This window comes from Streptomyces peucetius (assembly GCF_025854275.1).
Taxonomy (GTDB): Bacteria; Actinomycetota; Actinomycetes; order Streptomycetales; family Streptomycetaceae; genus Streptomyces; species Streptomyces peucetius_A.
In genome coordinates this window covers 7,438,397-7,463,029 of the sequence record NZ_CP107567.1, presented here as the reverse complement: position 1 = coordinate 7,463,029, position 24,633 = coordinate 7,438,397, and the positions used below count along the sequence as shown (strand labels likewise).

The window sequence follows — 24,633 nt, the reverse complement described above, 5'->3', positions numbered from 1 at the left end:
CTCCCGCGGGCACCTCAGCGGCCCTCGACGAGCCGGACGAAGTCCCGCTCGTTGCGCTCGGCCCGGCGCACGTACCAGCGGGCGATCAGCCACATCACGGGGTAGACCGCCACCCCGAGCGCGGCCCAGACGAACGGCTCCGGCGACCCGGCCGAACCGCCGAGGGCGGCGGGCAGCGCGAACAGCAGCGGCAGGGAGCCGACGAGCAGGGCGAGCGTGCCGAGCGCGTACAGGGCCGCCCGCAGCTGGGTGCGCATCAGTGAGCGGACATAGGTGGTGCCGAGGGTGGTCTGCTCGCTGATCTCGGAGCGGGCGGGTGCGTGGCCGGGCGGGCGGCGGGTGCCGCGCGGCACACCGGTGACCACCTCGCGGCGTGGGGCTTGCTCTGCAGACATGGTCGTCCGCTCCAGCGTCTGTCGGCGAACTCGGGGAGATGGTGGAGTCTACGCAGGAGCGATTACCGACGGTAGAGACGGGCGGGGCTCTCCCGGACAGCTGCGTCCTGAGGGGCGGCGGGTCAGCGGCCGGTGTCGCGGGCGCAGTCCCGCAGCGCGATCTCGAGCTCGACGTACGACTCCTCGGCCCTGCGGAAGGCGACCTCCAGGGCCGCTTCCGCGCGCGGTCCGGCGATGCCCCGTGCCGACTGGCGGATCTCGTCCAGCACGTCGGCCCACCGCCCCGCGGCGCTGCGCACGGTGGCGAGGAGCGCCTGAAGGTCGTGGGGGTCGGCCGGGCGGGTCCGCGGAACGCCTCGGAGCTCGTCCAGCAGTGCGTCGATGTCGCGCATCAGGCCCCTTCTTCCCGGCGCGATCAAGGTTAGGCGCGGGCCTGTGCGCCCGTGGCCGGGGCCGCTGCCGCATCGCCGTGCGGCGGGTTCCGGGCGACGAACGGCTGCCGGTGGTCGCCGAACGGTCGGTCAGCCCCTGGCGTGCCGCAGCAGCAGGTCGCGCAGCTGACGCGCGTGACGCCGGCTGACCGCGAGCTCGGCGTCACCGACCCGTACGGTCGTCGCGCCGGCGTCCAGCCGCAGTTCGTCGATGCGGCCCAGGGCCACCAGATGGCTGCGGTGGATCCGTACGAAGCCGCGTGACGCCCAGCGCTCCTCGAGCGCGGACAGCGGGATGCGGACCAGATGGCTGCCCGCGGCGGTGTGCAGACGGGCGTAGTCGCCCTGTGCCTCCACGTAGGTGATGTCGTCCACCGGCACGAAGCGGGTGACCCCGCCGAGTTCGACGGGTATCTGCTCCGCTCCCCCGGCCGGGGCCTGCGGTGCGGCCTCCGGCGCCGGCGCCGGCTGGTCGGTCCGCTGCGGTTCGCCCAGCGCGACGACCAGGTCGCGGACCCTGCGCACCGCTTCGGCGAGGCGCTCCCTGCGCACGGGCTTGAGCACGTAGTCGACGGCCTTGAGGTCGAACGCCTGGACCGCGAAGCCTTCGTGCGCCGTGACGAAGACGATCAGGGGCGGGCGGGCGAATCCGGCGAGCAGCCTCGCGACGTCCAGCCCCGTCAGCCCGGCCATGTGGATGTCCAGGAACACGACGTCGATCGCTTCCTCGCCGTCCGGACCGGCCTCCAGGGCGCGCCCGATGCGACGCAGCGCCTCCGTGGCGTCCGTCGCTCCCTCCGCGCTGCGGATCCGTGAGTCGGCACGCAGGAGGTAGAGCAACTCCTCGAGCGCAGGTTTCTCGTCGTCGACGGCCAGTACGCGCAGCATGCAGCGGAGTCTAGGTCCGCTCCCGGCGCCGGGGCCACGCCCCTGTGGGAGGCGGTCGGCTTTGCGACTGCGGCCGGGTCGCCCGCGGGTTGAGCAGAGCGCGTTTCTGCCGCGTATTCCAGGGTGACCGCCCGTAACACCTTGAGGAAACGAGGACCGCCCATGAGCCGGCAGCAGCCGCACCGGGATGTGGCCGCCTATGCGCTGGGCATCCTGGAACCGGCCGACACCCATCGGTTCGAGGAGCATCTCGCCGGTTGTGTCGCGTGTGCCGTGGGGCTGTCCGGCTTCACCGGCGTCGCGGCCGCGCTGTCCGAGCTCGCCGGTCCCGGCCGGCTTGACGCCCGCCCCCGTCCGCAGCTGCTCGAACGCCTGACCGGCGCCGTGGTGGCGCAGCGGCGGAGGGAGCGCAGGCGCCGCTTCCGGCTGGTGGCCGTGGCCGCCGCGCTGATCGTCGCCCTGCCCACCGCGGTGGTCACCGTGCAGGACGCCGAGGACCCCGAGCCGCCCCGGGTGGTCGCGTCGGATCCCGTCTCCGGGGTGACCGCGTCGGTGGCGCTGGAGGACCGCGACTGGGGTACGTCGGTCGCGATGCGGCTGAGCGGGCTCGCCGGTCCGCGCACCTGCCGGCTCATTGCGATCGGCAAGGACGGGGTGGAGCATCCGGTGCTCAGCTGGTGGGTCCCGAAGGGCGGTTACGGCGTCACGGAGGAACCGGGCGGGCAGGGCCCGTTGGATCTGGAGGCGAGCACGGGGCTGCACCCGGCCGAGATCGGCCGCTGGGAGGTCCGTTCGGACGGCGGCGAGCGGCTGCTGTCGATCGGTGGCTGAGCGGCCCGCCCCGGCGTCCCCGGCGCCCCGTGTGCGCCGGCGTCACGTCTGCCCCGGCGGCGCGGCGTCACTTGAGCAGACGGGAGAGCCTGCGGTCGGCGAGCGGCTTGCCACCGGTCTGGCAGGTCGGGCAGTACTGCAGCGACGAGTCACTGAAGGACACCTCCCGCACGGTGTCCCCGCAGACGGGGCAGGGCTGCCCGGTGCGGCCGTGGACGCGAAGTCCGCTCTTCTTCTCCGACTTGAGGCGGCCCGCCGCCAGCCCCCGGGAGCGTTCGACGGCTTCGCCGAGCGTCGACCGCAGCGCCTCGTACAGGGCGTCCCGTTCCGCGTCGTCCAAGTTCTGCACCGGTTTGAAGGGCGACATCTTCGCCGCGTGCAGGATCTCGTCGCTGTACGCGTTGCCGATGCCGGCGATGAGGCTCTGGTCGCGCAGTGCTCCCTTGATCCGGCGCCGCTCGCCGGCGAGCACGCGGTCGAACGCGGCACGGTCGAAGTCGTCGGCGAGCGGGTCCGGCCCCAGCGCCGCCACACCGGGCACATCGGCCGGATCGTGTACGAGGTGCACGGCGAGGCGCTTGGTCGTGCCGGCCTCGGTCAAGTCGAAACCACCGCCCCCGGCCAGCACCGTCCGCAGGGCCAGCGGACCCTTGCCGGGCCTGGGCGGCGCGGCGGGGAGCTCGTCCTGCCACCGGAGCCATCCCGCGCGGGCGAGGTGGATCACCAGGTGGAGTCCGCCGGCTGTGACGTCGAGCCACTTGCCGTGCCGGTCCACGGCGGTGACCCGGGCCCCTTCCACGGCGGAGAGCGGCGGGTCGTACGTCTTGAGCACGCTGACGGCCACCGGCAGCACACGGGCGATGCCGCGGCCCACCAGGTGGGTGTCGAGGAATTCGCGCAGCGCCTCGACCTCGGGCAGTTCGGGCATGACTCCACCCTGCCGCAGCGAAGGGCCCGTCGCGCGCCGAGTCGCTCAGAGCCCGTACACGCGGGTCGCCGTGCCCCCGAAGACGGCACGCCGCTCCGCCTCACCGAGGTGGCCGGTCAGTGCGCGGGCGGCGTCGAGGACCTCCCCGTAACCGGCGGCGAGAAGACACACGGGCCAGTCGGAGCCGAACATCAGCCGGTCCGGGCCGAAGGCGTCCAGCACGGTGTCCGCGCAGGGCCGCAGATCCTCGACGGTCCATGAGGACCGGTCGGCCTCCGTCACGAGTCCGGAGAGCTTGCAGACGGTGTTCGGCAGCGCGGCGAGGCGGCGTACCGCGCAGCTCCAGGGCTCGAGTGCGCCGGAGGCGACGGGTGGCTTGCCGAGGTGGTCGAGGACGAAGGTCAGTCCCGGCAGCCGGGCGGCCGCCTCGGCGGCCGCGGGCAGCTGGTGCGGCAGTACCACGATGTCGTGGACGAGCCCGGCCTCCGCGACGGCCGCCAGGCCGCGCAGGACGTCGGCACGCAGCAGCCAGCGGGGGTCCGGTTCGCTCTGGACCTGGTGGCGGATGCCGACGAGCCGCTGCCCGCCCGGGAGTTCCCGCAGGGCGGCGAGAGCGTCGGCCGCACCGGGTGCGGTGAGGTCGGTCCATCCGACGACACCGGCGACGAGGCCGCCGACGGCGGCGAGCGCGAGGAGCTCGGGCGTCTCCTCCGCGACGCACACCGTCTGGACGAGGACGGTGGCGTCCACACCGGCGGCGCGGGCCTGCGGCGCCAGCTCCTCGATGCCGAAGCTGCGCCGGAGGGCGGCCGTGCCGGGCCCGCTGATCCACTCCTGGTCCCGTACGGACAGGTCCCACACATGGTGGTGGGCGTCGACGAGGGTCACCGGCGCTCCTCCGCACTCCACGGGGGCCTGTCCCGCAGCAGTCCTTCGGCGCGCAGGTCGTCGAAGAGCGCGGGGGGTACGGGCACGGCCAGCAGCCCGGCCGTGTCACGGACCTCTGCGGCGGACCGCGCGCCGGTCAGGACGCCGGCCACGGCGGGACGGCCGAGGGGGTAGTGCAGCGCGGCGGCGCGCAGCGGGACGCCGTGGCGTCCGGCGACGTCCTTCAGGCGCAGGGCACGTTCGACGAGATGCCGTGGTGCGGCGGTGTAGTCGTAGCGGGCGCCGGGGCGGGGGTCGGCCAGCAGGCCGGAGTTGAACACGCCGCCGACGACGACGCTCTTGCCGCGTGCGGCGGCTGCCGGCAGCAGTTCGGCCAGGGCGCTCTGGTCGAGCAGCGTGCAGCGGCCGGCGCACAGCACGACGTCGATGTCGGTGTCGCGGACGAAGCGGGTGAGCATCGCCGCCTGGTTCATGCCCGCGCCGATGGCGCCGACCACTCCCTCGGCGCGCAGTGCCTCCAGCGCCGGGTAGGCGTGCCGCAGCGCGGCCTCCTCGTGGTCGTCCGGGTCGTGGAGGAGAGCGACGTCGATCCGGTCCAGGCCCAGCCGCTGCAGGCTCTCCTCGATGCTGCGGCGTACGCCGTCGGCGCTGAAGTCCCAGGTCCGCCGGTGGTCGGCGGGTACCGCGAAGCCGTGGTCGAGGTCGTCGCCGTCGACGGGGCACGGTTCGAGCAGCCGGCCCACCTTGGTGGAGAGGCTGTAGGCGTCGCGCGGCCTGGCGCGCAGCGCCTCGCCGAGTCTTCGCTCGGCGAGTCCGAGTCCGTAGTGGGGTGCGGTGTCGAAGGCGCGGACGCCCGCCTCCCACGCGGCGTCGACCGTGGCCATCGCGTCGTCGTGGTCCACGGGGGTGTAGAGGTTTCCTATGCCGGACGCCCCGAAGGACAGTTCGGTGATCTCGACGGTGCTGTGCCCGAGCCTGGTGCGTCGCATCCGGCTGTTGCCCCCTCGCCCTGGATCCGGACGTCCGGTCACGATATTCATCGGATCTCTTCGGCCCGTCAACACCCCGGTGGCCGGAGAATCCCGTTCCTGCAGATCCATCTGTCCGATGTACAAGGACGCTTGAGAGACGGCCGGCCGGGTACTCGCGAGCCGAACGACCGCGTCCGGCGACGTCCACCGTGTCCGCGGCGTCCGCCGTTTCTGCCGTGCCCGGCGTGTACGCCACGTCCGAGGAGGTGTCCATGCCCGCCCGCGACGCCCTGGCGGAGTACCGCCGCAAGCGCGACTTCATCCGGACCACCGAGCCCTCGGGAGACGGCGGCCCCCGCGAGGGCGAAGCCCGCTCGTTCGTGGTGCAGATCCATGACGCGAGCACCATGCACTTCGACTTCCGCCTCGAGGTCGACGGCGTCCTCAAGAGCTGGGCGGTCCCCAGGGGGCCGTCCGCCGATCCGGGCACGAAGCGGCTGGCCATGCCGACCGAGGACCATCCCCTGGAGTACGCGGACTACGAAGGGGTCGTCGCGCCGGGCGAGTACGGCGCCGGGACCGTCCTCATCTGGGACGAGGGCAGCTACCGGAGTCTCGCCACCGACCGGCGCGGCAACGAGATCCCCTTCGCCGAGGCCCTGGAGAACGGTCACGCCTCGTTCTGGCTCGACGGCGCGAAGCTGCACGGCGGCTACGCCCTCACCCGCACCCGCGGCGGCCGGGGCGGTGAGCGCGAGACGTGGCTGCTGGTGAAGAAGCAGGACCGGCACGCCTCCTCGCACGACGCGCCGGAGCCGCGCCGCGCCCGGTCGGCGCGCACCGGCCGCACCCTCAAGCGGGTGGCGGCGGACGCGGAGGCCGGCCGTTCCTGAACCGGCACGGGCACCCGCGGCACCGCCGCGCCCGTCACCGCGCCGGCCTGTCCGGCATGCGGAACTCGCACCACACGCACTTGCCGCTGCCGCGTGACTCGACCCCCCAGCTGTCGGACAGCAGGTCCACGAGCATCAGGCCCCGCCCCGAGACGCCCGACACCCCTGCCTCACGCCGGCGCGGCAGCGCGCTGGAGCGGTCCTCGACCTCCACCCGCAGCCGCCGTTCCGCGCCGGTCGGCACCCGCACGGTGATGATCGCCCCGCCGTCGGTGTGCATCAGCGCGTTGGTGATCATCTCGTCGGCGGCCAGCTCGATGTCGTCCGCGCGGTGGCGGGCCCCCCACGCCCCCACGGCCGCGCGCACCATGTGCCGGGCCGACCGGAGCGCCTCCGGGTCGCCCTGGCCCACGTGCTGCTGGAGGCGGCCGCCCGGCCGGCCGGTGTAGGCGCCCTTGCGGCGCAGCAGCAGGAGCGCCACGTCGTCGTCGCCGCCGCGTTCGTCCACCACTGCGCAGAGCCGGTCGGCCAGCAGTTGGACGTCCCGGGGACCGTCGTGGACCAGCTCGGACAGCAGCTGCATCCCGTCGTCGAGGTCCGCGCCCGGTTGTTCGACCAGGCCGTCGGTGTACATCACCAGCGTCTGCCCCGGGTCCATCTCGATGATGACGACCGGGTACTCCAGCCGGCCGAACTCCGCGGACAGGCCGAGAGGCAGGCCGCCCGACATCGCCAGCCTGCGGCAACTGCCGCTCTGGTCGCGCATCAGCGGGTCGACGTGGCCGGCCCTGACCACCTGCAGCACTCCGGTCGACAGGTCCGCCTCGGCGTAGATGCATGTCGCGAACCGGTCGGTGTCCAGTTCGTGCAGGAAGACGGAGGCCCGGGCCATCACAGTGGCGGGGGGATGCCCTTCGGCCGCGTACGCCCGCAGCACGATGCGCAACTGCCCCATGACCGCGGCAGCGTGCGTGTCGTGCCCCTGTACGTCGCCGATGACCGCCCCGACGCGGCCGCCGGGCAGCGGGATGACGTCGTACCAGTCGCCGCCGATGTCCCGGCCGAACCGCGCGGAGCGGTAGCGCACCGCGATCTGCGCGCCCGGCACCTCGGGGATGCGGCGCGGCAGCATGGCCTGCTGCAGGCCCTCGGCGAGGTCGTGCTCCTGCTCGTACAGCACGGCGCGCTGGAGGCTCTGGGCGATGCTGCTGCCGAGCGCGACGAGCAGGTTGCGCTCGTCGGCGCTGAAGGAGGTCTTGTCGCGGTAGAGCAGGCCGAGCGCGCCGATGGGGCGGGCCTGCGCGATCAGCGGCAGATAGGCGGCGGCGGAGATGCCGAGTCCGCTGATGTGCGGCCACAGGACCGGGTACGACCGGGCGAAGTCGGCCTTGGACTCGATGAAGCGGGGGGTGAGTGTGCGCACCACTTCGCTCATCGGATACTGCTCGTCGACTCTCGTGTAGCGCGTGCCGGGTACGAAGGATCCTTCCGGTCCCTCGGCCACGAGGTGGATCCGGCCGGACTCGAGGAGGCCCATGACCAGGCTGGTGGCGCCGAGGTGCTCCAGCCCGTGGGAGCTCTTCAGCAGTTCGATGACGTCCTGGACGGTCCGGGCGTGGGCCAGGGCGGCGGTGGTGCTCTCGACGACGCTGGTCTGTCTGCGGCGCTCGAGGTCGACCTCGACGTGGGCGGTGGAGTCGGCGAGCTCCTGGGTCGCGTCCCGGACGATCCCGATGATGCGCACCGGGCGGCCGGTCTCGTCCCGCCGTACGCAGGCCTGGGTGTGGGTCCAGCGGAGGTTTCCGTCACGGCGCCGGATGCGGAAGTAGGCGCCGTAGTTGTCGCTCCCGTTCTTCAGGGCCTGGGCCACCATGGTGTCGAGACGGACGGCCTCGTCGGCGGGTACCCGCGTCGAAAGGCTCTCCGGACGGCCGTCGTACTCCTCGGCACACAGGTCGAACACGTCGAGCCCGGGCTCGTCCAAGTGCATGAGCCCGCTGGTGAGATCCCAGTCGAAGGTGCCCATCCGGTTGAGGATGAGACTCACGTCCGCGTGCGCCGGCCAGTCGTCGGGGAGCGACAGGGCACCCGCTGCCCGATCAGCCATGGAGCCACTCTGCCATGATTTGTCGCGATCCACGAGCTGTCGGGCGAGGGGCCTGCCCGGTGTGTCAGCGCCGGAACGCGTCCCCCTCGGCAGGCTCCTCCGGGACCGTTGCGACCGGATCGGACCCGACCCCCGTTCCCCCGTCGGTGTCGTGGGCGCCGACGGCGTCGTCCGGGAGCCACGGGTCGGCCGGCTCGGGTTCCACCTGGTCCGGGACCCCCGGGAGCGGCCCCGGGGGCAGGTCGGGCTGCGGGGCCGCCGACGGGCCGGGCTCCGCAGGCGGGGCGGGCTCGACCGGCGGCGCGGGTTCCGCGGGCGGGGCGGCGGGTTCCGCGGGCGGCTGTGGTGCGGCCTCCGAGGGGCGCGGCCCGGAGCTCGCGCCCTCGGCGCCCGCAGGGTCGGCGGCGTCGTCCGGTTCGTCGCGACCTGGATCGGCGAAGACCTCGTCGGGGTCGACGGGCGGGATCGCCGCGGGCCGGGCGTCGTCCTCGCCCGTGGTTCCGCTCGGGCGCTCGATCCAGCCGTTGTCGACGACGCTCACCAGCAGAAGGTTGTTGACGGGCTGAGCCGCCGGCTTGACGACGAGCGTCCGGTCGGCGCGGTACCCGGGCCAGGCCGTGCCCGTGGTGACCATCCGGGCCCCGACCGGGACCGGCTTCTTCAGCGGCGTGCCGGAGGCGCACCGCACCCGCGGGGCGCCGTACTGGTCGACCAGGATCGCCGTACCGGCCTGGAGGACGGACTGGCGGGCGACGGCGGAGCCGTCGTGGAAGCCGTGTCCGGTGACGCGGACGTCGGTGCGCAGCAGCACCGGCGTCAGGCCGCGCAGAAAGGCACCGATGCCCGACGGCTCGACCCCCGCCCCCTCGGCGAACGCGCGGGCCTTGTCCTTGTCGGTGACCAGCAGCCCGGCCTGCGCGGCGACGTCACAGGCCGCCACCTCCTGGGTGCCGGCGTACAACCCCGGTGCCGAGCCCGACATGGTGCGCAGCGTCACCCCTCCACCGGACGGGCTCTTCGGTGCGCTCGCGACGCGCGGCAGGGCGGGGGGCCGGCCGGGGCTGGCGGTCGACGCCGTGAAGGGCTCCGGGCCCGTCGCCGCGGACGACTGGAGGAGGATCTCCTCCGGTTCCGCCGCCTTGCTCTCGCCTCCGCAGCCGGCGGCCAGCGGCCCCACGCACAGCACGGCGACCGCCGCGTACAGACCACGCATCGGTGAACGCACCAGGATCTCCTGCCTTCCGCAACCCGGGATGTCCCTCAATTTCTGACGGATCATCACGAGCGATGCGACTTGAACGCGTTCAGTTCGACGCATAGGCTGGGCGCCAGAGAGGTTTGAACACGTTCAATCGGTGGGGGGTGCGGCATGTCCGTCCTGGTCAACCTGATCGTCATGCTCGGGATGCTGATCGTCGTACCGGCGGGGCTGCGGCTGCTCGACCCCGTACGGCTCGCACCCGTTCGGCGGATCTGGCCGCTGTTCGCCGTACCGGGCGCCGTCGCGCTCTGGCTGCCACGAGGGGATGCGGCGACCGCACTGGCGGTCGTCTTCGCGTTCGGCACACTGCTGCCGGCCGCCCAGGCGGTCCGGCGGCTCGCCGCCACCCGCTCGGTCGCGCCCGCGGAGGTCGCGGTACTGACCGCCCTGGTCACACCGTCCGTCGCGGGGCTCGCGCTGGTCGCGGAGCGGGCCGGTCACGAACTGTTCGGCTTCACGCTGCCGATCCTGGCGCTGACCGTGCCGCACTTCCACTTCGCCGGGTTCGCCGCCGCGCTCGTCGCGGGCCTGGTCTGCGGCCGGGCCGACGGACCGCTCGGGCGGTTCGCCGCGCTCAGCGTGCCGATCGGCACGCTGGGCGTCCTCGCGGGCTACTTCATCGACGACTGGGCCGAGCTCGCCGGTGCGCTGGTGCTCACGGCGGGCATGTGGGCCGTGGCCCTGGTGACCTGGCGCGACGTCCGCGGGCCTGAGCACGACCGGTGGACGCGGGCGCTGCTCGCGGTCTCCGCGGCCGTGCTGGTGGCGACGATGCTGCTGGCGCTGAGCTGGGCGGTCGGCGAGGCCGCGGACCTCCCGCACCCCAGCCTGACCTGGATGGCCGCCACCCACGGCCTCGGCAACGCCCTCGGCTTCGCACTCTGCTCGGTGCTGGCCTGGCGAAGGATCGGGGACATGGAAACGATCAAGGACATGAAGGAGAGTGCCGTATGAGCTCCGCACGCCGGAACCCCGCACGCAGCCTCGACTACCCGGAGGTCGGCGCGACGCGGCTCGGCCCGCTCCCGGCCGGCTACCACCATCTGCACCACACCACCCGCATCGGGACCGGCCGGGCCGCGTTCGGGGCCGCGGGCCGCGCGGTCACGACCTGGCGCATGCACCGTGCGTCGGGGGCCGGGGTACGGGCGTCCGCGGAGCGCGCGGCGCCCGGGGTGCGGGTCGAGGTCTCCGCGGGCATCGGTCCGCTCCGCCTGGCCGTGCCGTGCGAGGTGATCTGGACGGTGTACGACGAGAACCGCACCGGCTTCGCGTACGGCACGCTCACCGGCCATCCCGAGCTGGGCGAGGAGGCTTTCACCGTCGATCTGCACGACGACGGCTCCGTGTGGTTCACCGTGCTGGCGTTCAGCCGGCCCGCCGCGTGGTACAGCCGGCTCGGCGGCCCGCTGGTGCCCGTGCTGCAGCGCTGGTACGCACGGCGGCTGGGCCACACGCTGCGACGGATCGCTGCGGGCTGATCCCGGATCGCGGGCCGATACTGGAGGGGATGGAGTGGTTCGGCGACGACGCTTACTGGCTGAGCCGGCTGGTGTTCCAGCGGGCTCTCGCCGCCGTGTACTTCGTCGCGTTCCTCTCCGCCGCCCTGCAGTTCAAGGCGCTGATCGGCGAGCGCGGAATGCTGCCGGTGCCGGACTTCCTGCGCCGGGTGCCCTGGCGCGCTTCACCGACGGTGTTCCGGCTGCACTACTCCGACCGTTTCTTCGCCCTGGTCGCCTGGACCGGATGTCTGCTCTCCGCGGCCCTGGTCGCCGGAGCGGCCGACCGGCTTCCGCTCGGGGCCGCCATGGCCTGGTGGGCGGTGCTGTGGCTGCTGTACCTCTCGATCGTCAACGTCGGCCAGACCTGGTACGGGTTCGGATGGGAGTCGCTGCTGCTGGAGACCGGCTTCCTCGCGGTCTTCCTCGGCAACGAACACGTCCAGCCGCCGGTGCTGGTGCTGTGGCTGCTGCGCTGGCTGCTGTTCCGGCTGGAGTTCGGGGCGGGGCTCATCAAGCTCCGCGGTGACGCCTGCTGGCGCAATCTGACCTGCCTGTACTTCCATCATGAGACCCAGCCGATGCCCGGCCCGCTGAGCCGGCTCTTCCACCTGCTGCCCCGGCCCGTGCACCGCGTCGAGGCGGCGGCCAATCATGTGGTGCAACTCGCCGTGCCGTTCCTGCTGTTCACCCCGCAGCCGGTGGCGAGCGTCGCCGCGGCACTGATCGTGGTGACCCAGCTGTGGCTCGTGCTGTCGGGCAACTTCGCGTGGCTGAACTGGCTGACGATCGTCATCGCCCTCTCCGCGTTCGACGGTTCGCTCGTCGCGGGCCCGCACCCGCTGCCAGAGGCGCCGCTCTGGTACCGGATCGTGGTGATCGCCGTGACCGTGCTGGTCCTGGCTCTCAGCTACCGCCCGGCACGCAACCTGCTCTCCAAGCACCAGGCGATGAACCGCTCCTACGACTCGCTGCACCTGGTGAACTCCTACGGCGCGTTCGGCACGGTGGGCCGGGTCCGGCAGGAGCTGGTGGTGGAGGGGACGGACGAGAGGACGCTCCACGAGGGGACCGTCTGGCGGGAGTACGAGTTCAAGGGCAAGCCGGGCGACGTGCGCCGGCTGCCGCGCCAGTACGCCCCGTACCATCTGCGGCTCGACTGGATGATGTGGTTCGCCGCGCTCTCCCCGGCCTACGCAGGGCCGTGGTTCCTGCCGTTCGTGGAGCGGTTGCTCGACGGCGACCGGGACACGCTCCGGCTGCTGCGGCGCAACCCCTTCCCGGACGCGCCGCCCACCCATGTGCGGGCGCGGCTCTACCGCTACCGGTTCACCACCCGGCGCGAGCGGCGGGAGACCGGGGCGCGGTGGCACCGCACCTTCGTACGCGAGTTCCTGGCGCCCGCACGGCTGTCCTGAAGCGCTGGTCAGTCGATGCCCGGCAGGATGTGCGGTTCGGCGAGGTCCTCCTCGTATCCGGCGAGCCGGATCGGGGCCGAGCGGGCCCAGACCTCGAGATTGCCGAGCTCTTCGGTCTTGCCGGCTCGTTCGCCGCCGCGCTCCGACGGGCGTTGGTCTTGCTTCACATCTGGTGTCACCGCGCACTCCTTCGTGTCGCGAAACTGGGACAGGGGCAGTTCGGTCGCGGTGGCGCCGTCACTCGGGCGGGACCGCGGCCTGGTTGCAGACCTGTCCCAGGACGGCCGAAGGGAGTTTGTGGATCCCTTGGTGGCTCGTCCGTCCACCCCAAGATAACCAAATGAGCGGCGCCGCGCTCGATAGCGCCGCGAATTCCGCTCGATTCAGGCCGCTCCCGGCGTCCGGACCGAAAGCCACGGCCGGTGCACCCGAGTCGGATGCACCGGCCGTGGCACGTGGTGCGATGTGAGGCGATGGCCTACCAGTTGGCGGGGGCGTAGTCCTTGAGGAAGCAGCCGTACAGGTCCTCGCCGTCCTCGCCGCGCACGATCGGGTCGTAGACGCGGGCCGCGCCGTCGATCAGGTCGAGCGGGGCGTGGAAACCGGCGTCCGCCAGACGCATCTTGTCGGGGTGCGGACGTTCGTCGGTGATCCAGCCGGTGTCGACGGCCGTCATCAGGATGCCGTCCGCCTCGAACATCTCCTGCGCGCTGGTGCGGGTCAGCATGTTCAGCGCGGCCTTGGCCATGTTGGTGTGCGGGTGGCCCGCGCCCTTGTAGCCGCGGCTGAAGACGCCTTCCATGGCCGACACGTTCACCACGTACTTCCGCCGCGACGCGGCCGCTGCCATCGCCGGACGGAGTCGGCTGATCAGGATGAACGGCGCGGTGGAGTTGCACAGCTGGACCTCGAGCAGCTCGACCGGGTCGACCTCGGAGACGGTCTGGATCCAGCTGTTCGTGTCGTGCAGGTCGGGCACCAGGCCGCCCGCGTCGATGGCCGTGCCCGCCGCGATGCGCTCGGGCGAGGCGGAGCCGCTGACCAGGGCCAGGTCCGTGACCTGCTGCGCCGTCAGCCCCTCCGCGCCGGCCGACGGCAGGGCGGCCACCGAGTCGACGGCGCCGCTGCCGAACGTGCCGATGACCTCGGCCGACGGAAGTTCGCCCGCCGGCAGCGGCCCCGACTCGGCGGCGACCAGCTCCCGGTACGCCTGCGGGGAACGGCGGACCGTCTGGGCGGCGTTGTTGATCAGGATGTCGAGCGGGCCCTCGGCCGCGACCGAGTCGGCGAGGGCGACGACCTGCGCCGGGTCCCGCAGGTCGATGCCCACGATCTTGAGCCGGTGGATCCAGTCGTCGCTGTCCGGCATCGCCTTGAAGCGGCGGACCGCGTCGTTCGGGAAGCGGGTGGTGATGGTGGTGTGAGCACCGTCACGCAGCAACCGCAGCGCGATGTACATACCGATCTTGGCCCGGCCGCCGGTGAGCAGGGCGCGCTTGCCGGTCAGATCGGCGCGCGCGTCGCGCCGGGCGCGGTTCTCGGCCGCGCACGCCTGGCACAGCTGGTGGTAGAACGCATCGACCTCGACGTAGCGGGTCTTGCAGATGTAGCAGGAACGCGGGCGCCGCAGTATGCCCGCGATCTCCCCCTGGGAGGAGGACGAGGGCAGCACGCCCTGCGTCTCGTCGTCGATCCGGGCAGCGGAACCGGTCGCGGTCGCCTCCGTGACGGCCTTGTCGTGCGCCGTCTTGGCCGCGCGGCGCTCCTGCCGCCGGCGCTGCTTCACCGTGCGGTAGACCCCGGCCGTCGCACGGCGCACCGCGATCGCGTCCGGGTGGTCGACCTCGAGCTTGTCGAGCTCCTCGAGCACGCTCAGGCAGACGGCCAGCCGCTCCGGGTCGATGCCCGGCCCGTACGCCACCGGGCTGTCCTCTGTCACCGTCATCGCTGGTTGCCGTTCCTCGGTCACTCGAATGCCACGTTTCAAAGGCTCGACTTTACTGACTGTTGGGTTACCGACCAAATGACACCCGTCACGTGAGATCTGAGGTGGGACCTGCAGACGAAGCGCGGACGGTCCGGGCGAGTCCGCGGACGGTCCGGGCGAGTCCGCACGGACGGCCTCGGCGTCCGCACGGACGGCCCGGAGACGGAGCGGGCGCCCGCGGCAGAGCGCCGGACGCGCAGGTTGGCCGAATCTGTGAGCTACGGCCGTTTGATCGACATCGACGCCACATGGTCTGGATCACTGAAGTCGACAGACCGTTCCAACAACCGCTTGCCCCCGGTGCCGCCTGGCGATCGGACCGGCGGGGCGGTCGCTCTCCCACCCCCCTCGTCCCGCTCCGCAGCCGACGGCCGGCCTCGACCGCCACCTCCGTTTTGCGCCAGGTTTCACAATGCCCACACACTTCCACCGGAGCGCACCTCACTATGTGATCCGACAGAGCCGATGTGGCGGTCGCCCTGCGGTCCGGCCACTTCTGGGGGGACAGGGCATGCCGGATGGGGGTCCGGCATGCCCTGTCGGGGAGGGACCACTTTGATGCGCACCGTCCGTGCCACAGCTCTCGCCTGCGCGGGTGCACTTCTGCCGGTTCTCCTGGCACCCGCGGCGGGCGCCGTGGAGCCGCCCGCGCCACGCGTCGACCTGCGGGTGCTCGTGGTCGACGACGGCGGTCCCGCCGTCGACGCGATCGCCGCCGAACTGGGTGACCAGGGCACCCCGTTCACCCGCGTGGACCTCCGCGTCGCACAGCGCCCAAAGATCGACGCGGCGTTCCTCGCCGACACCGTGGACGGGCGGCCGCGCGCCAAGTACCAGGCGGTGGTGCTGCCCAGCGACAGCCCGGCCGGGATGGCGGACGCGGAGCTGGCGGCGCTGACGGAGTACGAGAAGAGCTTCGCGATCCCGCAGGTCGACGCGTACACCTACGCCCGGCCCGAGGTGGGTCTGGCGCTTCCGGTGCACGGCGGCTACAGCGGCTCGCTCGACGGTGCGCGGGCGGCCGTGACGGCGGCGGGCCGGGCGGGGCCGTTCGGCTATCTGGACGGTCCCGTCCCCTTCGAGGACAACTCGCCTGCCGTGAGCGAGAGTTACGCCCATGCCGCGCTGCCGGCGGCCGGCGCGGACTTCACCAGCTATGTGGACGTCCCCGTGCCCGGCTCCGGCGGGCGCGGGTCGCTCGTGGGCGAATACCGGCACGACGGCCGCCGGGAGCTTGTCGTCACCTTCGTCTACAACCGGTACCAGCAGCAGTTCCGGCTGCTGGCGCGGGGCATCCTGGACTGGATGACGCAGAGCGTGCGGCTCGGTGCGGGCCGCCATCACTTCGCGGTCCACGTGGACGACGTGCTCGCCGCCGACGACCGCTGGGACAGCGAGCTCAACTGCACGCCCGGCGACGTCGACTGCCCGCCGGGACAGGGCGAGCCCGACGCGATCCGGATGACCGCGGAGGACGCCCGTTACGCGGCCGGATGGTCGGTCTCCAGGGACTTCACCCTGGACATGGTCTTCAACGGCGGTGGCAGCGAGCTGTTCAAGGAGGAGAACGGCGGCGCGGACCCGCTGGCCCGGCAGCTGACCGCCGACAGGGACCTCTACCGGTGGGTCAACCACACCTACAACCACCCGTTCCTCGGCTGCGTCCAGGACGTCTCCACCGTCCCGTGGACGTGTGCCAGGAACGCGGACGGCAGTGTGAAGTACGTGAGCCGCGCCGAGATCGCCGGCCAGATCGCGGACAACCGTGCCTGGGGCCGGCGCGCCGGACTGCCGATGAGGGCCGACGAACTGGTCACCGGCGAGCACTCCGGCCTCAAGGTCCTCCCGCAGCAGCCTGACGACAACCCGAACCTCGCGCCCGCACTGGCCGACAACGCGATCACGTCCCTGGCCTCCGACCACTCCCGCGACGGCGAGCAGCGCCGGGTCGGCCCGGCCCTGACCGTGCCGCGTTACCCGATGAACATCTTCTACAACGCGGGCCGCAGCGCCGAGCAGATCGACGAGTACAACTGGATCTACACGCGGGCCGCTGACGGCGGCAGCGGCATCTGCGAGTCCTCGCCCGTCACCACGTGTCTGGACGAGCCGCTGGACCCGGCCACCGGATACGCCGAGTACCTCGTCCCGCTGGAGGCCCGGATCGCGCTCGGCCATGTGCTGTCCGGCGACCCGCGGCCCCACTTCATCCACCAGTCCAATCTGGCCGAGGACCGCATCGCCTACCCGGTGCTCGACCGTGTCCTCGACACCTACGCCGGCCTCTTCGCGGACAGCGCCCCGCTGGTGAACCTGCGTCAGCGCGACATCGGCGCCGAGCTGCGGGACCGCGCGGCGTGGCGGGCGGCGGTGGCGGCCGGGCAGGTGACCGCGTACCGCGTCGGCGGCACGGTGACCGTGCGGGCGCCCTCCGGCGTACGGGTCACGGCCACCATGCCGGCCGGTACCCGCCAGAACCAGCTGCTGGGCTCGCCCCCCTTCGGCACCCCGTACGCCGGTTCGGTCTCCGGCTGGGTGTCGCCGGGGCTGCTGCAGGACCGGGTCACGCTCGCCCTGCCGGCCACGTCACCGGCGCCCGCGCTCGTCCGCGTTGAGGGTACAGAACCGGCTCGGCAGCGCACTCCGCGGCTGCCGCTGCCCCGAGGGGTGCGCGAGCCGGTGGCACACGGGCCGGCGCGCTGAGCCGCACCGGCACGCCGACGGACCATTCGCACGACTCGTACCGCTCGTACACACCGGGGGACAGTTCCGCATGGCACCGAGGATCGGGCCGCCGCGTTCCGGCGCGCCGCAGGTCACCCTCCTCACCGAGGGCACATATCCGCACAGTCACGGCGGGGTGAGCGTCTGGTGCGACCAGCTCGTACGCGGCATGCCCGACGTCGGCTTCCGCGTCACCGCGGTGACCGGCACCGGACGCGAGCCGGTCGTCTGGGAGCTGCCGCCGCATGTCGCGGACCCGGTCACCGTGCCCATGTGGGGTCCCGCCCCGGCGGGCCGGCCGCCACGCGGCGCACGGCTGCGCCGGCTGACGGAGGTCTACGAACGGTTTCTGACCGCGCTCGTCGACCCGGCGGCCGAGGACGGGTTCGGGCCCGCACTGTACGAGCTGGCCCGCGCCGCCCGTGACGGCGTGCTGGCACCCGTGCTGCGGTCCGACCGCGCGGTGCGTGTCCTCGCGGGCCTCTGGACGCGGCGCGGCCTTCCGGTGTCCGCCGCGCGGCCCACCCTCCACGACGCGCTCACCGCCACGGACCTGTTGGAGCACGCCCTGCGGCCGCTGGCCGCGGCACCTCCGCGGACCGGGGTCGCGCATGCCGTCAGCGGCGGGATCGCGGCGCTGCCCGGTCTGGTGGGCACGCACGAGCACGGGGTGCCGCTGCTCCTCACCGAGCACGGCGTCTATCTGCGGGAACGTTACCTCGGCTATCGCACCGGGCCGTACCGCTGGCCGGTCAAGGCGCTGCTGCTGAGCTTCTTCCGGCTGCTGGCCGAGGAGACGTACCGGGTCGCCGCCCTGGTGACGCCGGGCAACCGGTACAACCGGCTCTGGGAGGAGCGCGGCGGCGCCGATCCCCGGCTGATACGCACCGTCTACAACGGTGTCGACCCGGCCGCGTTCCCGCCGGCGGGGCCGGAGCCCACGACGCCGACGCTGAGCTGGGCGGGCCGGGTCGACCCCATCAAGGACCTCGGGACACTGATCCGGGCGTTCGCGCTCGTACGGCGGGAGCTGCCCGAGGCACGGCTGAGGCTGTTCGGCGGCACGCCGCGCGGCGGGGAGACGTACCGGGAGAGCTGCGAGGCGCTCGCGGCCGAACTGGGGCAGGCCGGGGCCGTCCGCTTCGAGGGACGGGTGGACGACATCAGGAACGCGTACGCGTCCGGCAGTGTGGTGATGCTGTCCAGCATCAGCGAGGGTTTCCCGTTCACCCTGATCGAGGCCATGTCGTGCGGGCGGGCGACGGTCTCGACCGATGTCGGCGGGGTCCGGGAGGCCGTCGGCGAGTGCGGCCTGGTCGTACCGCCGCGGGAGCCGGAGGCCATGGCACGTGCGGCGCTGGAGCTGCTGCGGGACGCGCCGCGCCGGACGGTGCTGGGCAAGCGGGCGCGGCTGCGGGTGATCGAGCAGTTCACCCTGCGGCAGACGGTCGACACCTTCCGCTCGGTCTATCTCGAACTGGCCCTCGGCGCACGGGAAGCCGTCGCGCTGCGCCCCGTCGCCACCGCGGGAGCGACCGCGTGAGCGGCCCGCTGCGGCTGGTCCCCGGCGACGGGGACGCGCCGTCCTCCCTGGTGGCACCGCTCCCCCGTGCGCGCCGGCGGCCCGGGTGGGCCGCGGACCCCGCCGACGAACTGGCCGAGCGGCTCTTCGAGCCGATCGCGTCCGCCGTGCATCCCTACGAGGTGGCGGCCCTGCTCGAGTCCGACGGGCTGACACCCGATCAGGTCACCGAACGCTACGGCCGCCCGGACCTGTTCACGCTGGCCGAGGACCTGTACGAGCGGGTGCCACGCCACTACCCGCAGCCGCCCCCGGCCGCCGACCCGTGGCGCGCCGACCCCGTCCGCTGCGTGCTGCGCGGCCTGGTCTTCGCCCTGCCGGGACTGGCCTATGTGCTGGGCGGCGGCCTGTGGCACGGCTCTGCGGACGTGGCGGGTCTGGTCGTCGCCGGCCTGACCGGATGGGCGTGGAACCAGGGGCTGAGCCATCGCGCCCATGTGCGGCTCGGCACCGGGGGCCGCGCGGCGGCCGGTCGGACCCTGGCGGTGGGTGCGCCCGCGGGGGCGCTGGCCGCTTCGGCCGCCGGGCTGGCCGTCGCGGGTCCCGGCGCGGGCGCCGTGTTCGCCGCCGGCCAGTCCTGTTATCTGGCCGCGGCGAGTGTTCTGCTCGTCCTCGGCCGTGAAGGGCTGCTGCTGGCCTCGCTGCTGCCGGTCGCCACCGGCGCCGCCTTCACTGCGGCCGCAAGGCCGCCGGTGCAGCCGGCCGTGGCGCTGCTGCTCGCCACGGTCGTGCTGGCAGCTGCGGCCGCCGCGCACCAGGTACGGGCCGCTCTCCGTTCGGGACCGGCCGACTCCGCGGGCGGCCGGTCCGGGCTGCTGCGGTCGCTTCCGTACAGCGTGTTCGGGCTCGGTGCGGGAGTGCTCGCGGCGCTCATGGGGGCGAGGGATCCCGCCCTGGTCGTCGTGCTCACGCTGAGCATGGGTGGTGCCGAGTGGTTGCTGTACCGGTTCCGGTCCCTCGCCGTGGGCGCCCTGCGGAGCAGCGTCGGCATGCGTGACTTCGCGCTGCGTTCGGCCGGTGCGCTTGTGCGCTGCCTCGCGGGGTACTCGGCGCTCCTGGCCGCCGGTGCCCTGCTGCTCGGGAGGGGCCCCGGCGCCCTGCTGTCCCTGCTGACGCTCGGCGTCGTGCTGTGGACGGCGCTGCTGCTCCAGGCGTTCGCGCTGCCGTGGGTCCCCGCTCTGGTGACACTTCTCGCCGCCGCCGCGGAAGCCGGTTGGGCGGCGGCCGGGCTGCCGCAGGAAGCCGTACGGACCGTCTGCGGCACGGCGGCGGCGGTCGTCCTGGTCCTCACCGCGGTGCGGCAGCTCTGCCGGCCCACCGCGCACCGCTGACCGCCATGTCCGTCCCTCCGGCAGTCCGTCCGCCCGCAACTCCGTTCGTCCCTCCGGCAGTCCGTCCGCTCGCCACTCCGTCCGTCCGCAACTCCGTCACTCCGACATCCACCACGGGAGCTGTTTCGTGAACACGCTGGTCGCCGTCACCGGGGCAGAGGGGTTCATCGGTTCGCATCTGACCGAGACACTCGTCGCCGCGGGTTTCCGGGTCCGGGCCATGGCCCAGTACAACTCCTTCTCTTCCTACGGCTGGCTGGAGACCCTCTCCCCCGACGTGCTGGATCAGGTCGAGATCGTCCTCGGTGACGTCCGCGACCCGGGTTCGGTCCAGCAGCTCGTCGAAGGAGCCGAGGCGGTCTACCACCTCGCCGCCCTCATCGCGATCCCTTACTCCTACCAGGCGCCGCACAGTTACGTGGACACCAACGTCACCGGCACGCTCAACGTGCTCGAGGCGGTGCGGCGGCTCGGCATCCCCCGGCTGGTGCACACCTCCACCAGTGAGACGTACGGCACCGCCCGGACGGTGCCGATCAGCGAGGACCATCCGATCAACACCCAGTCCCCCTACGCCGCTTCGAAGGCGGGCGGCGACCGGCTCGCCGACAGCTACCACGCGAGCTTCGGCACGCCGGTGGTGACACTGCGGCCGTTCAACACCTTCGGGCCGCGCCAGTCGATGCGCGCCGTCATCCCCACCGTCATCGGACAGGTCGCGGCCGGGACACGGACCATCACCCTCGGGGACCCCCGCCCGACCCGCGACTTCCTGTACGTCAAGGACACCGCGCACGCGTTCCTCGCGGTGGGCACGGCACCCGCCGACGCCGTCGTGGGCCGCACCTTCAACGCCGGCACCGGCGGCGAGGTGTCGGTCGGCGAACTGGCCGCACTCATCGGCAAGCTGATGGGCGCGGAGCTCGAGATACGCCAGGACGAGCAGCGCATCAGGCCGGCGGCCTCCGAGGTGATGCGTCTGGTCGCCAACGCCTCCCGGCTGCGCGCGGCGACCGGCTGGGGGCCCGAGTACGACCTGGAGCGCGGTCTCGGCCACACCATCGACTTCTTCCGCAACCCGGCCAATCTGGCCCGCTACAAGACCGGCATCTACAACATCTGACGCAGCGTCCGACGCACAGGGGAGCCCCATGCACGCAGTGATACTCGCCGGAGGCAAGGGCGTCCGGCTCCGCCCGTACACGACCGCACTGCCGAAACCGCTGGTGCCCATCGGTGACCGGCACGCGATCCTGGAGATCGTGCTCCGCCAGCTGGCCGCCGCCGGCTTCACCAGCTGCACCCTCGCGATCGGCCATCTCGGCCACATCATCCGCGCCTACGTCGGCAACGGCTCCCAGTGGGGTCTGCGGGTCGGGTACTCCACCGAGGACAGCCCGCTCGGCACCATGGGCCCGCTGCTCACCATGATGGACCGGCTCCCGGAGCGCTTCCTCGTGATGAACGGGGACGTCCTCACGGACCTGGACTACGGCGACGTGCTCACCCGGCACACCGACTCCGGCGCGCCGCTGACCGTCGCGACGTACGCGCGCAAGGTCGCCATCGACTTCGGGGTGCTGACCACCGAGTCGGGCCGGGTCACCGGCTTCGCGGAGAAGCCGAGCATGGACTACCGGGTCTCCATGGGCGTGTACGGCCTGAGCCGGGACACCCTCGCCGGGTACACGCCGGGCCTGCCGCTCGGTTTCGACGAACTGATGCTGGACCTGCTGAAGGCCGGAGACCCGCCGCACGCCTACGAGTTCGACGGCTACTGGCTCGACATCGGCCGGCCGGACGACTACGACCGCGCCAATGCCGAGTTCACCACCCACCGCGGCCTCCTGCTCAAGGGAGCGTGAACGCCGGTGCGCATCCTCCTGCTCGGCTCCACCGGATTCATCGGCGGTCACACCGCAGAAAGACTGCGTGCCCTGGCGGACGTCCGGCTGCTGCTCGGCGGCCGGAACCTCGGCTCCGACCTGGAGGCCGATCTGACCGCCGACCCCGACGTGCTCGAGTCGGCGCTCCGGCTCGCGGCGCCCGATGTGGTCGTCAACTGCGCGGGCCTCGTTGCGGGCAGCGCGGTACGGCTCACGGACGTCAACGCACGGGGGCCGGCCGCCCTGTGCGAGGCGATGCGGGACACCGTGCCGGGCGCGCGTCTCGTGCATCTGGGCTCGGCCGCCGAGTACGGTCCCTGCGTGCCCGGTGAACCCGTCGCCGAGTCGGCCGCGACCCGGCCGCTCGGCCCCTACGGTGCGACGAAGCTGGCAGGCACGGTCGCCGTGACCGCCTCCGGCGTCGACGCGGTGGTGCTGCGCGTCTTCAACCCGGTCGGTCCCGGTGCTCCGTCGTCGGGGCTGGCCGGCCGGCTCGCCGCAGAACTGCGGCGGGCCGGCGAGCGGGGCAGGGTCCGGGTCGGCGACCTGTCGGCACACCGGGACTTCGTCGACGTACGAGACGTGGCGGACGCGGTCGCCGCGGCCGTGACCGCCGAGGAACCGCTGCCGCCGGTCGTCAACATCGGCAGTGGGCAACCGGCCCGGGTCCGGGAGCTGGCCTCTCTGCTGATCGAGGCGGCGGGGTTCACCGGGCAGCTCGACGAGGCCGGTGACGGCTCCGCGCGCTCGGCGGCCGTGCCGTGGCAGGCGGCGGACATCTCAGCGGCCCGCATCGCGCTCGGCTGGCGGCCGCGCCGCGCACTGGCCGAGTCCGTCGCCGACCTGTGGCACGCGGCCGTGGCGGGTGGTGGTACGGGCGGGGGCACAGGCAGGGGCGCGAGCGCGGGTGCCGGTCGCCGCCCCGGTGTCAGTACCGGCTCCGACACCGGCCCCGGCACCGGCTCCGTACGGGAGGCGATCGGCCCGGCATGAAGCTGCTCGTTCCGCTCTATGTCCACCCCGCCGTCGACCCGGCCGCCTGGCGGATCCTCGTCGACCGCGCTCCCATGCTGTACGGCGTCGTGCTCAACGCCGCCGACGGTCCGGGGAGCGCGCCCGACGCCGGGTTCGTCAGCGCGGCGGCCGCGCTGCGGTCGGCCGGAGTGCGGGTGCTCGGCTACGTGGACACCGACTACGGTCGCCGCTCCGCCCGGGCCGTCGCCGGCGACTACGGGCGTCACCGCGACTGGTACGGCACGGACGGAGTCTTCCTCGACCAGGTCGTGCCCGACCAGGCCGGGGTGCGCCACTACCGGCGCCTGACCAGGGAGGCCAGGTCCCACGGCGCGAGGACGGTCGTCCTCAATCCGGGACTGCACCCGGCGCCCGGCTACGCGGCGTTCGCCGATCTGCTGGTCACCTTCGAGGGCGGCTGGGAAGCGTACCGCGCGGCACCGGCCGCGCCTTCGTGGACCGAGGCCCACCCGCCGGAGGCGTTCTGCCACCTGGTGCACGGGGTGCCGCGCGGGCTGGCGGGGCTGGCGGCGCGTACCGCCGCACTGCGCCGGGCCGCGGTGCACTGCGCCGTACCGGGCCGGGGGCCGAACCCGTGGTCGGCGCTGCCGCCGGCCCTGCGCGAGGCGTCATGAGTCCCCGGTCCCGCGCGGTTGTCGCCGCCCTGGTACTGGCGCTGCTCGCCGCGTGTACGGCACCCGACGGCGGCGGCTCCCGGCCGCGGTGGCTGCCGCGGCCGGGCACGGACTGGCAGTGGCAGCTGGACGGGAGGATCGACCACGGCGTCGACGTACCGGTCTACGACATCGACGGGTTCGAGAACGACGCCTCGACCGTGCGAAGGCTCCACCGCGAGGGCCGCAAGGTGATCTGCTACATCAATGCCGGGGCGTGGGAGGACTTCCGCCCCGACGCCGGGCAGTTCCCGCGCTCGGTGCTGGGCTCGCCCAACGGCTGGGCGGGCGAGCGCTGGCTGGACATCCGCCGGCTCGACGTCCTGCGGCCGCTGATGGCCGCGCGGATCGAGATGTGCCGTGAACGCGGTTTCGACGCGGTCGAACCCGACCTGCTCGACGGCTGGACCAACGACACCGGCTTCCCGCTGACGGCCGCGCACCAGCTCGCCTACAACCGGATGATCGCGCGGCTCGCCCATGAACGGGGACTGTCGGTCGGCCTCAAGAACGACCTGGACCAGGTGCCCGAACTCGTCGACGACTTCGATTTCGCCGTGAACGAGGAGTGCGCCCAGTACGGGGACTGCGCGGCGCTGACACCTTTCGTCGAGGCGGGGAAGGCCGTCTTCCATGTCGAGTACGCGCTTCCCTTGGACCGGTTCTGCGGCGAGACCGAGCGCCTGGGCCTCAGCTCGATGCGCAAGAGGCTCGACCTGGGGGCGTGGCGCCGGCCCTGCTGATCAGCACCGCGAAGTGGGCGGGTGACGGCCGCCGAACGGATACTGGAGGCGAGTCGTGTGCACCCCGACCCCTCCGGCCGCGGCGCGCGCCCCCACCCGGAGGCGGACCTTGATCCCGTCCCCGTACTACTTCGGCAGTACGGGCAAGTGCCTGCTCAAGAACGACGACGTGACGGCAGAAG

Annotated in this window: 23 protein-coding genes; 13 read left to right on the top strand and 10 right to left on the bottom strand. The window is 73.0% G+C overall.

Annotated features, from left to right (window positions below; translation table 11 throughout):
* Positions 1-14: 14 nt before the first annotated feature.
* The 3 genes from OGH68_RS33660 to OGH68_RS33650 all read right to left on the bottom strand — a co-directional run bounded on the left by OGH68_RS33660 (position 15) and on the right by OGH68_RS33650 (position 1,714).
* On the bottom strand, positions 15-395 hold the full coding sequence (locus OGH68_RS33660; protein ID WP_264249259.1) for a hypothetical protein: 381 nt from the start codon (positions 393-395) through the stop codon (positions 15-17).
* A gap of 122 nt (positions 396-517) precedes the next feature.
* Positions 518-787, bottom strand: a complete 270-nt coding sequence (locus tag OGH68_RS33655; RefSeq protein WP_264249258.1) for a hypothetical protein — start codon at positions 785-787, stop codon at positions 518-520.
* Positions 788-916: 129 nt separating this feature from the next.
* On the bottom strand, positions 917-1,714 hold the full coding sequence (locus tag OGH68_RS33650; RefSeq protein WP_264249256.1) for a LytR/AlgR family response regulator transcription factor: 798 nt from the start codon (positions 1,712-1,714) through the stop codon (positions 917-919).
* A 162-nt stretch (positions 1,715-1,876) separates the two neighbouring features.
* Between OGH68_RS33650 and OGH68_RS33645 the strand changes: the two genes are divergently transcribed.
* Positions 1,877-2,545 (top strand): anti-sigma factor family protein, encoded by a 669-nt coding sequence (locus tag OGH68_RS33645; RefSeq protein ID WP_264249254.1) that lies wholly within the window; start codon positions 1,877-1,879, stop codon positions 2,543-2,545.
* 67 nt (positions 2,546-2,612) lie between these two features.
* Here OGH68_RS33645 and OGH68_RS33640 read toward each other — a convergent pair whose 3' ends face one another.
* The 3 genes from OGH68_RS33640 to OGH68_RS33630 are packed head-to-tail and all read right to left on the bottom strand — an operon-like array spanning position 2,613 to position 5,350.
* Positions 2,613-3,473 (bottom strand): Fpg/Nei family DNA glycosylase, encoded by an 861-nt coding sequence (locus tag OGH68_RS33640; RefSeq protein WP_264249252.1) that lies wholly within the window; start codon positions 3,471-3,473, stop codon positions 2,613-2,615.
* Between the two features lie 45 nt (positions 3,474-3,518).
* Positions 3,519-4,361 (bottom strand): amidohydrolase family protein, encoded by an 843-nt coding sequence (locus OGH68_RS33635; protein ID WP_264249251.1) that lies wholly within the window; start codon positions 4,359-4,361, stop codon positions 3,519-3,521.
* Positions 4,358-5,350, bottom strand: a complete 993-nt coding sequence (locus tag OGH68_RS33630; protein ID WP_264249249.1) for an aldo/keto reductase — start codon at positions 5,348-5,350, stop codon at positions 4,358-4,360. Before OGH68_RS33630 ends, OGH68_RS33635 begins: the two co-directional genes overlap by 4 nt.
* A 254-nt stretch (positions 5,351-5,604) precedes the next feature.
* Between OGH68_RS33630 and OGH68_RS33625 the strand changes: the two genes are divergently transcribed.
* A complete protein-coding gene (locus OGH68_RS33625) occupies positions 5,605-6,225 on the top strand; it encodes a DNA polymerase ligase N-terminal domain-containing protein (RefSeq protein WP_264250415.1) in 621 nt (206 codons plus the stop codon).
* A gap of 34 nt (positions 6,226-6,259) precedes the next feature.
* Here the strand turns inward: OGH68_RS33625 and OGH68_RS33620 are convergent, their stop codons facing one another.
* Positions 6,260-8,332, bottom strand: a complete 2,073-nt coding sequence (locus tag OGH68_RS33620; protein ID WP_264249248.1) for a SpoIIE family protein phosphatase — start codon at positions 8,330-8,332, stop codon at positions 6,260-6,262.
* A gap of 64 nt (positions 8,333-8,396) precedes the next feature.
* The gene (locus OGH68_RS33615) at positions 8,397-9,557 is read right to left on the bottom strand and encodes a DUF6777 domain-containing protein (RefSeq protein WP_264249246.1); all 1,161 of its coding nucleotides are present in this window, start codon (positions 9,555-9,557) and stop codon (positions 8,397-8,399) included.
* Positions 9,558-9,701: 144 nt separating this feature from the next.
* On the opposite strand from OGH68_RS33615, the gene OGH68_RS33610 reads away from it, so the two are divergent.
* From OGH68_RS33610 to OGH68_RS33600, 3 genes are read left to right on the top strand one after another with little or no spacing between them, the layout of a single operon-like run.
* Positions 9,702-10,547 (top strand): YndJ family protein, encoded by an 846-nt coding sequence (locus OGH68_RS33610; RefSeq protein ID WP_264249245.1) that lies wholly within the window; start codon positions 9,702-9,704, stop codon positions 10,545-10,547.
* Positions 10,544-11,074 (top strand): DUF1990 family protein, encoded by a 531-nt coding sequence (locus tag OGH68_RS33605; RefSeq protein WP_264249244.1) that lies wholly within the window; start codon positions 10,544-10,546, stop codon positions 11,072-11,074. The genes OGH68_RS33610 and OGH68_RS33605 overlap by 4 nt, the downstream gene beginning before the upstream one ends.
* A 29-nt stretch (positions 11,075-11,103) precedes the next feature.
* Complete coding sequence (locus tag OGH68_RS33600; protein ID WP_264249241.1) at positions 11,104-12,510, top strand: lipase maturation factor family protein; 1,407 nt, start codon at positions 11,104-11,106, stop codon at positions 12,508-12,510.
* Between the two features lie 8 nt (positions 12,511-12,518).
* Here the strand turns inward: OGH68_RS33600 and OGH68_RS33595 are convergent, their stop codons facing one another.
* Together OGH68_RS33595 and OGH68_RS33590 are read right to left on the bottom strand one after the other, a co-directional pair.
* Entirely contained in the window at positions 12,519-12,689 is a 171-nt protein-coding gene (locus OGH68_RS33595; protein WP_264249239.1) for a hypothetical protein, read from the bottom strand.
* Between the two features lie 299 nt (positions 12,690-12,988).
* Positions 12,989-14,455, bottom strand: a complete 1,467-nt coding sequence (locus OGH68_RS33590) for an SDR family NAD(P)-dependent oxidoreductase (protein WP_264249238.1) — start codon at positions 14,453-14,455, stop codon at positions 12,989-12,991.
* Between the two features lie 597 nt (positions 14,456-15,052).
* Here OGH68_RS33590 and OGH68_RS33585 point away from each other — a divergent pair.
* The 8 genes from OGH68_RS33585 (at position 15,053) to OGH68_RS33550 (ending at position 24,451) form a co-directional block, all read left to right on the top strand.
* Positions 15,053-17,200, top strand: a complete 2,148-nt coding sequence (locus OGH68_RS33585) for a hypothetical protein (RefSeq protein WP_264249237.1) — start codon at positions 15,053-15,055, stop codon at positions 17,198-17,200.
* A 70-nt stretch (positions 17,201-17,270) separates the two neighbouring features.
* The gene (gene pelF, locus OGH68_RS33580; protein WP_264249235.1) at positions 17,271-18,764 is read left to right on the top strand and encodes a GT4 family glycosyltransferase PelF; all 1,494 of its coding nucleotides are present in this window, start codon (positions 17,271-17,273) and stop codon (positions 18,762-18,764) included.
* Complete coding sequence (locus OGH68_RS33575; RefSeq protein WP_264249232.1) at positions 18,761-20,134, top strand: hypothetical protein; 1,374 nt, start codon at positions 18,761-18,763, stop codon at positions 20,132-20,134. The genes pelF and OGH68_RS33575 overlap by 4 nt, the downstream gene beginning before the upstream one ends.
* Positions 20,135-20,261: 127 nt before the next feature.
* Complete coding sequence (locus OGH68_RS33570) at positions 20,262-21,257, top strand: SDR family NAD(P)-dependent oxidoreductase (protein ID WP_264249231.1); 996 nt, start codon at positions 20,262-20,264, stop codon at positions 21,255-21,257.
* A gap of 28 nt (positions 21,258-21,285) precedes the next feature.
* Positions 21,286-21,999: a nucleotidyltransferase family protein gene (locus tag OGH68_RS33565; protein WP_264249229.1), complete on the top strand. Its 714-nt coding sequence runs from the start codon at positions 21,286-21,288 to the stop codon at positions 21,997-21,999.
* 6 nt (positions 22,000-22,005) lie between these two features.
* Positions 22,006-23,013, top strand: a complete 1,008-nt coding sequence (locus OGH68_RS33560) for an NAD-dependent epimerase/dehydratase family protein (protein ID WP_264249227.1) — start codon at positions 22,006-22,008, stop codon at positions 23,011-23,013.
* Complete coding sequence (locus OGH68_RS33555) at positions 23,010-23,669, top strand: spherulation-specific family 4 protein (protein ID WP_264249226.1); 660 nt, start codon at positions 23,010-23,012, stop codon at positions 23,667-23,669. The genes OGH68_RS33560 and OGH68_RS33555 overlap by 4 nt, the downstream gene beginning before the upstream one ends.
* Positions 23,666-24,451, top strand: coding sequence for an endo alpha-1,4 polygalactosaminidase (locus OGH68_RS33550; RefSeq protein WP_264249224.1), 786 nt, complete (start codon positions 23,666-23,668; stop codon positions 24,449-24,451). Before OGH68_RS33555 ends, OGH68_RS33550 begins: the two co-directional genes overlap by 4 nt.
* Positions 24,452-24,633: the final 182 nt, after the last annotated feature.

Excerpts from the sequence above, each read along its gene's own strand:
- OGH68_RS33640 (WP_264249252.1), bottom strand. The coding sequence starts at position 3,473 with ATGCCCGAACTGCCCGAGGTCGAGGCGCTGCGCGAATTCCTCGACACC.
- OGH68_RS33555 (WP_264249226.1), top strand. The coding sequence starts at position 23,010 with ATGAAGCTGCTCGTTCCGCTCTATGTCCACCCCGCCGTCGACCCGGCC.
- OGH68_RS33590 (WP_264249238.1), bottom strand. The coding sequence starts at position 14,455 with ATGACGGTGACAGAGGACAGCCCGGTGGCGTACGGGCCGGGCATCGAC.
- OGH68_RS33610 (WP_264249245.1), top strand. The coding sequence starts at position 9,702 with ATGTCCGTCCTGGTCAACCTGATCGTCATGCTCGGGATGCTGATCGTC.
- OGH68_RS33550 (WP_264249224.1), top strand. The coding sequence starts at position 23,666 with ATGAGTCCCCGGTCCCGCGCGGTTGTCGCCGCCCTGGTACTGGCGCTG.
- OGH68_RS33645 (WP_264249254.1), top strand. The coding sequence starts at position 1,877 with ATGAGCCGGCAGCAGCCGCACCGGGATGTGGCCGCCTATGCGCTGGGC.
- OGH68_RS33655 (WP_264249258.1), bottom strand. The coding sequence starts at position 787 with ATGCGCGACATCGACGCACTGCTGGACGAGCTCCGAGGCGTTCCGCGG.
- pelF (WP_264249235.1), top strand. The coding sequence starts at position 17,271 with ATGGCACCGAGGATCGGGCCGCCGCGTTCCGGCGCGCCGCAGGTCACC.
- OGH68_RS33650 (WP_264249256.1), bottom strand. The coding sequence starts at position 1,714 with ATGCTGCGCGTACTGGCCGTCGACGACGAGAAACCTGCGCTCGAGGAG.
- OGH68_RS33625 (WP_264250415.1), top strand. The coding sequence starts at position 5,605 with ATGCCCGCCCGCGACGCCCTGGCGGAGTACCGCCGCAAGCGCGACTTC.
- OGH68_RS33600 (WP_264249241.1), top strand. The coding sequence starts at position 11,104 with ATGGAGTGGTTCGGCGACGACGCTTACTGGCTGAGCCGGCTGGTGTTC.
- OGH68_RS33630 (WP_264249249.1), bottom strand. The coding sequence starts at position 5,350 with ATGCGACGCACCAGGCTCGGGCACAGCACCGTCGAGATCACCGAACTG.
- OGH68_RS33565 (WP_264249229.1), top strand. The coding sequence starts at position 21,286 with ATGCACGCAGTGATACTCGCCGGAGGCAAGGGCGTCCGGCTCCGCCCG.
- OGH68_RS33660 (WP_264249259.1), bottom strand. The coding sequence starts at position 395 with ATGTCTGCAGAGCAAGCCCCACGCCGCGAGGTGGTCACCGGTGTGCCG.
- OGH68_RS33620 (WP_264249248.1), bottom strand. The coding sequence starts at position 8,332 with ATGGCTGATCGGGCAGCGGGTGCCCTGTCGCTCCCCGACGACTGGCCG.
- OGH68_RS33605 (WP_264249244.1), top strand. The coding sequence starts at position 10,544 with ATGAGCTCCGCACGCCGGAACCCCGCACGCAGCCTCGACTACCCGGAG.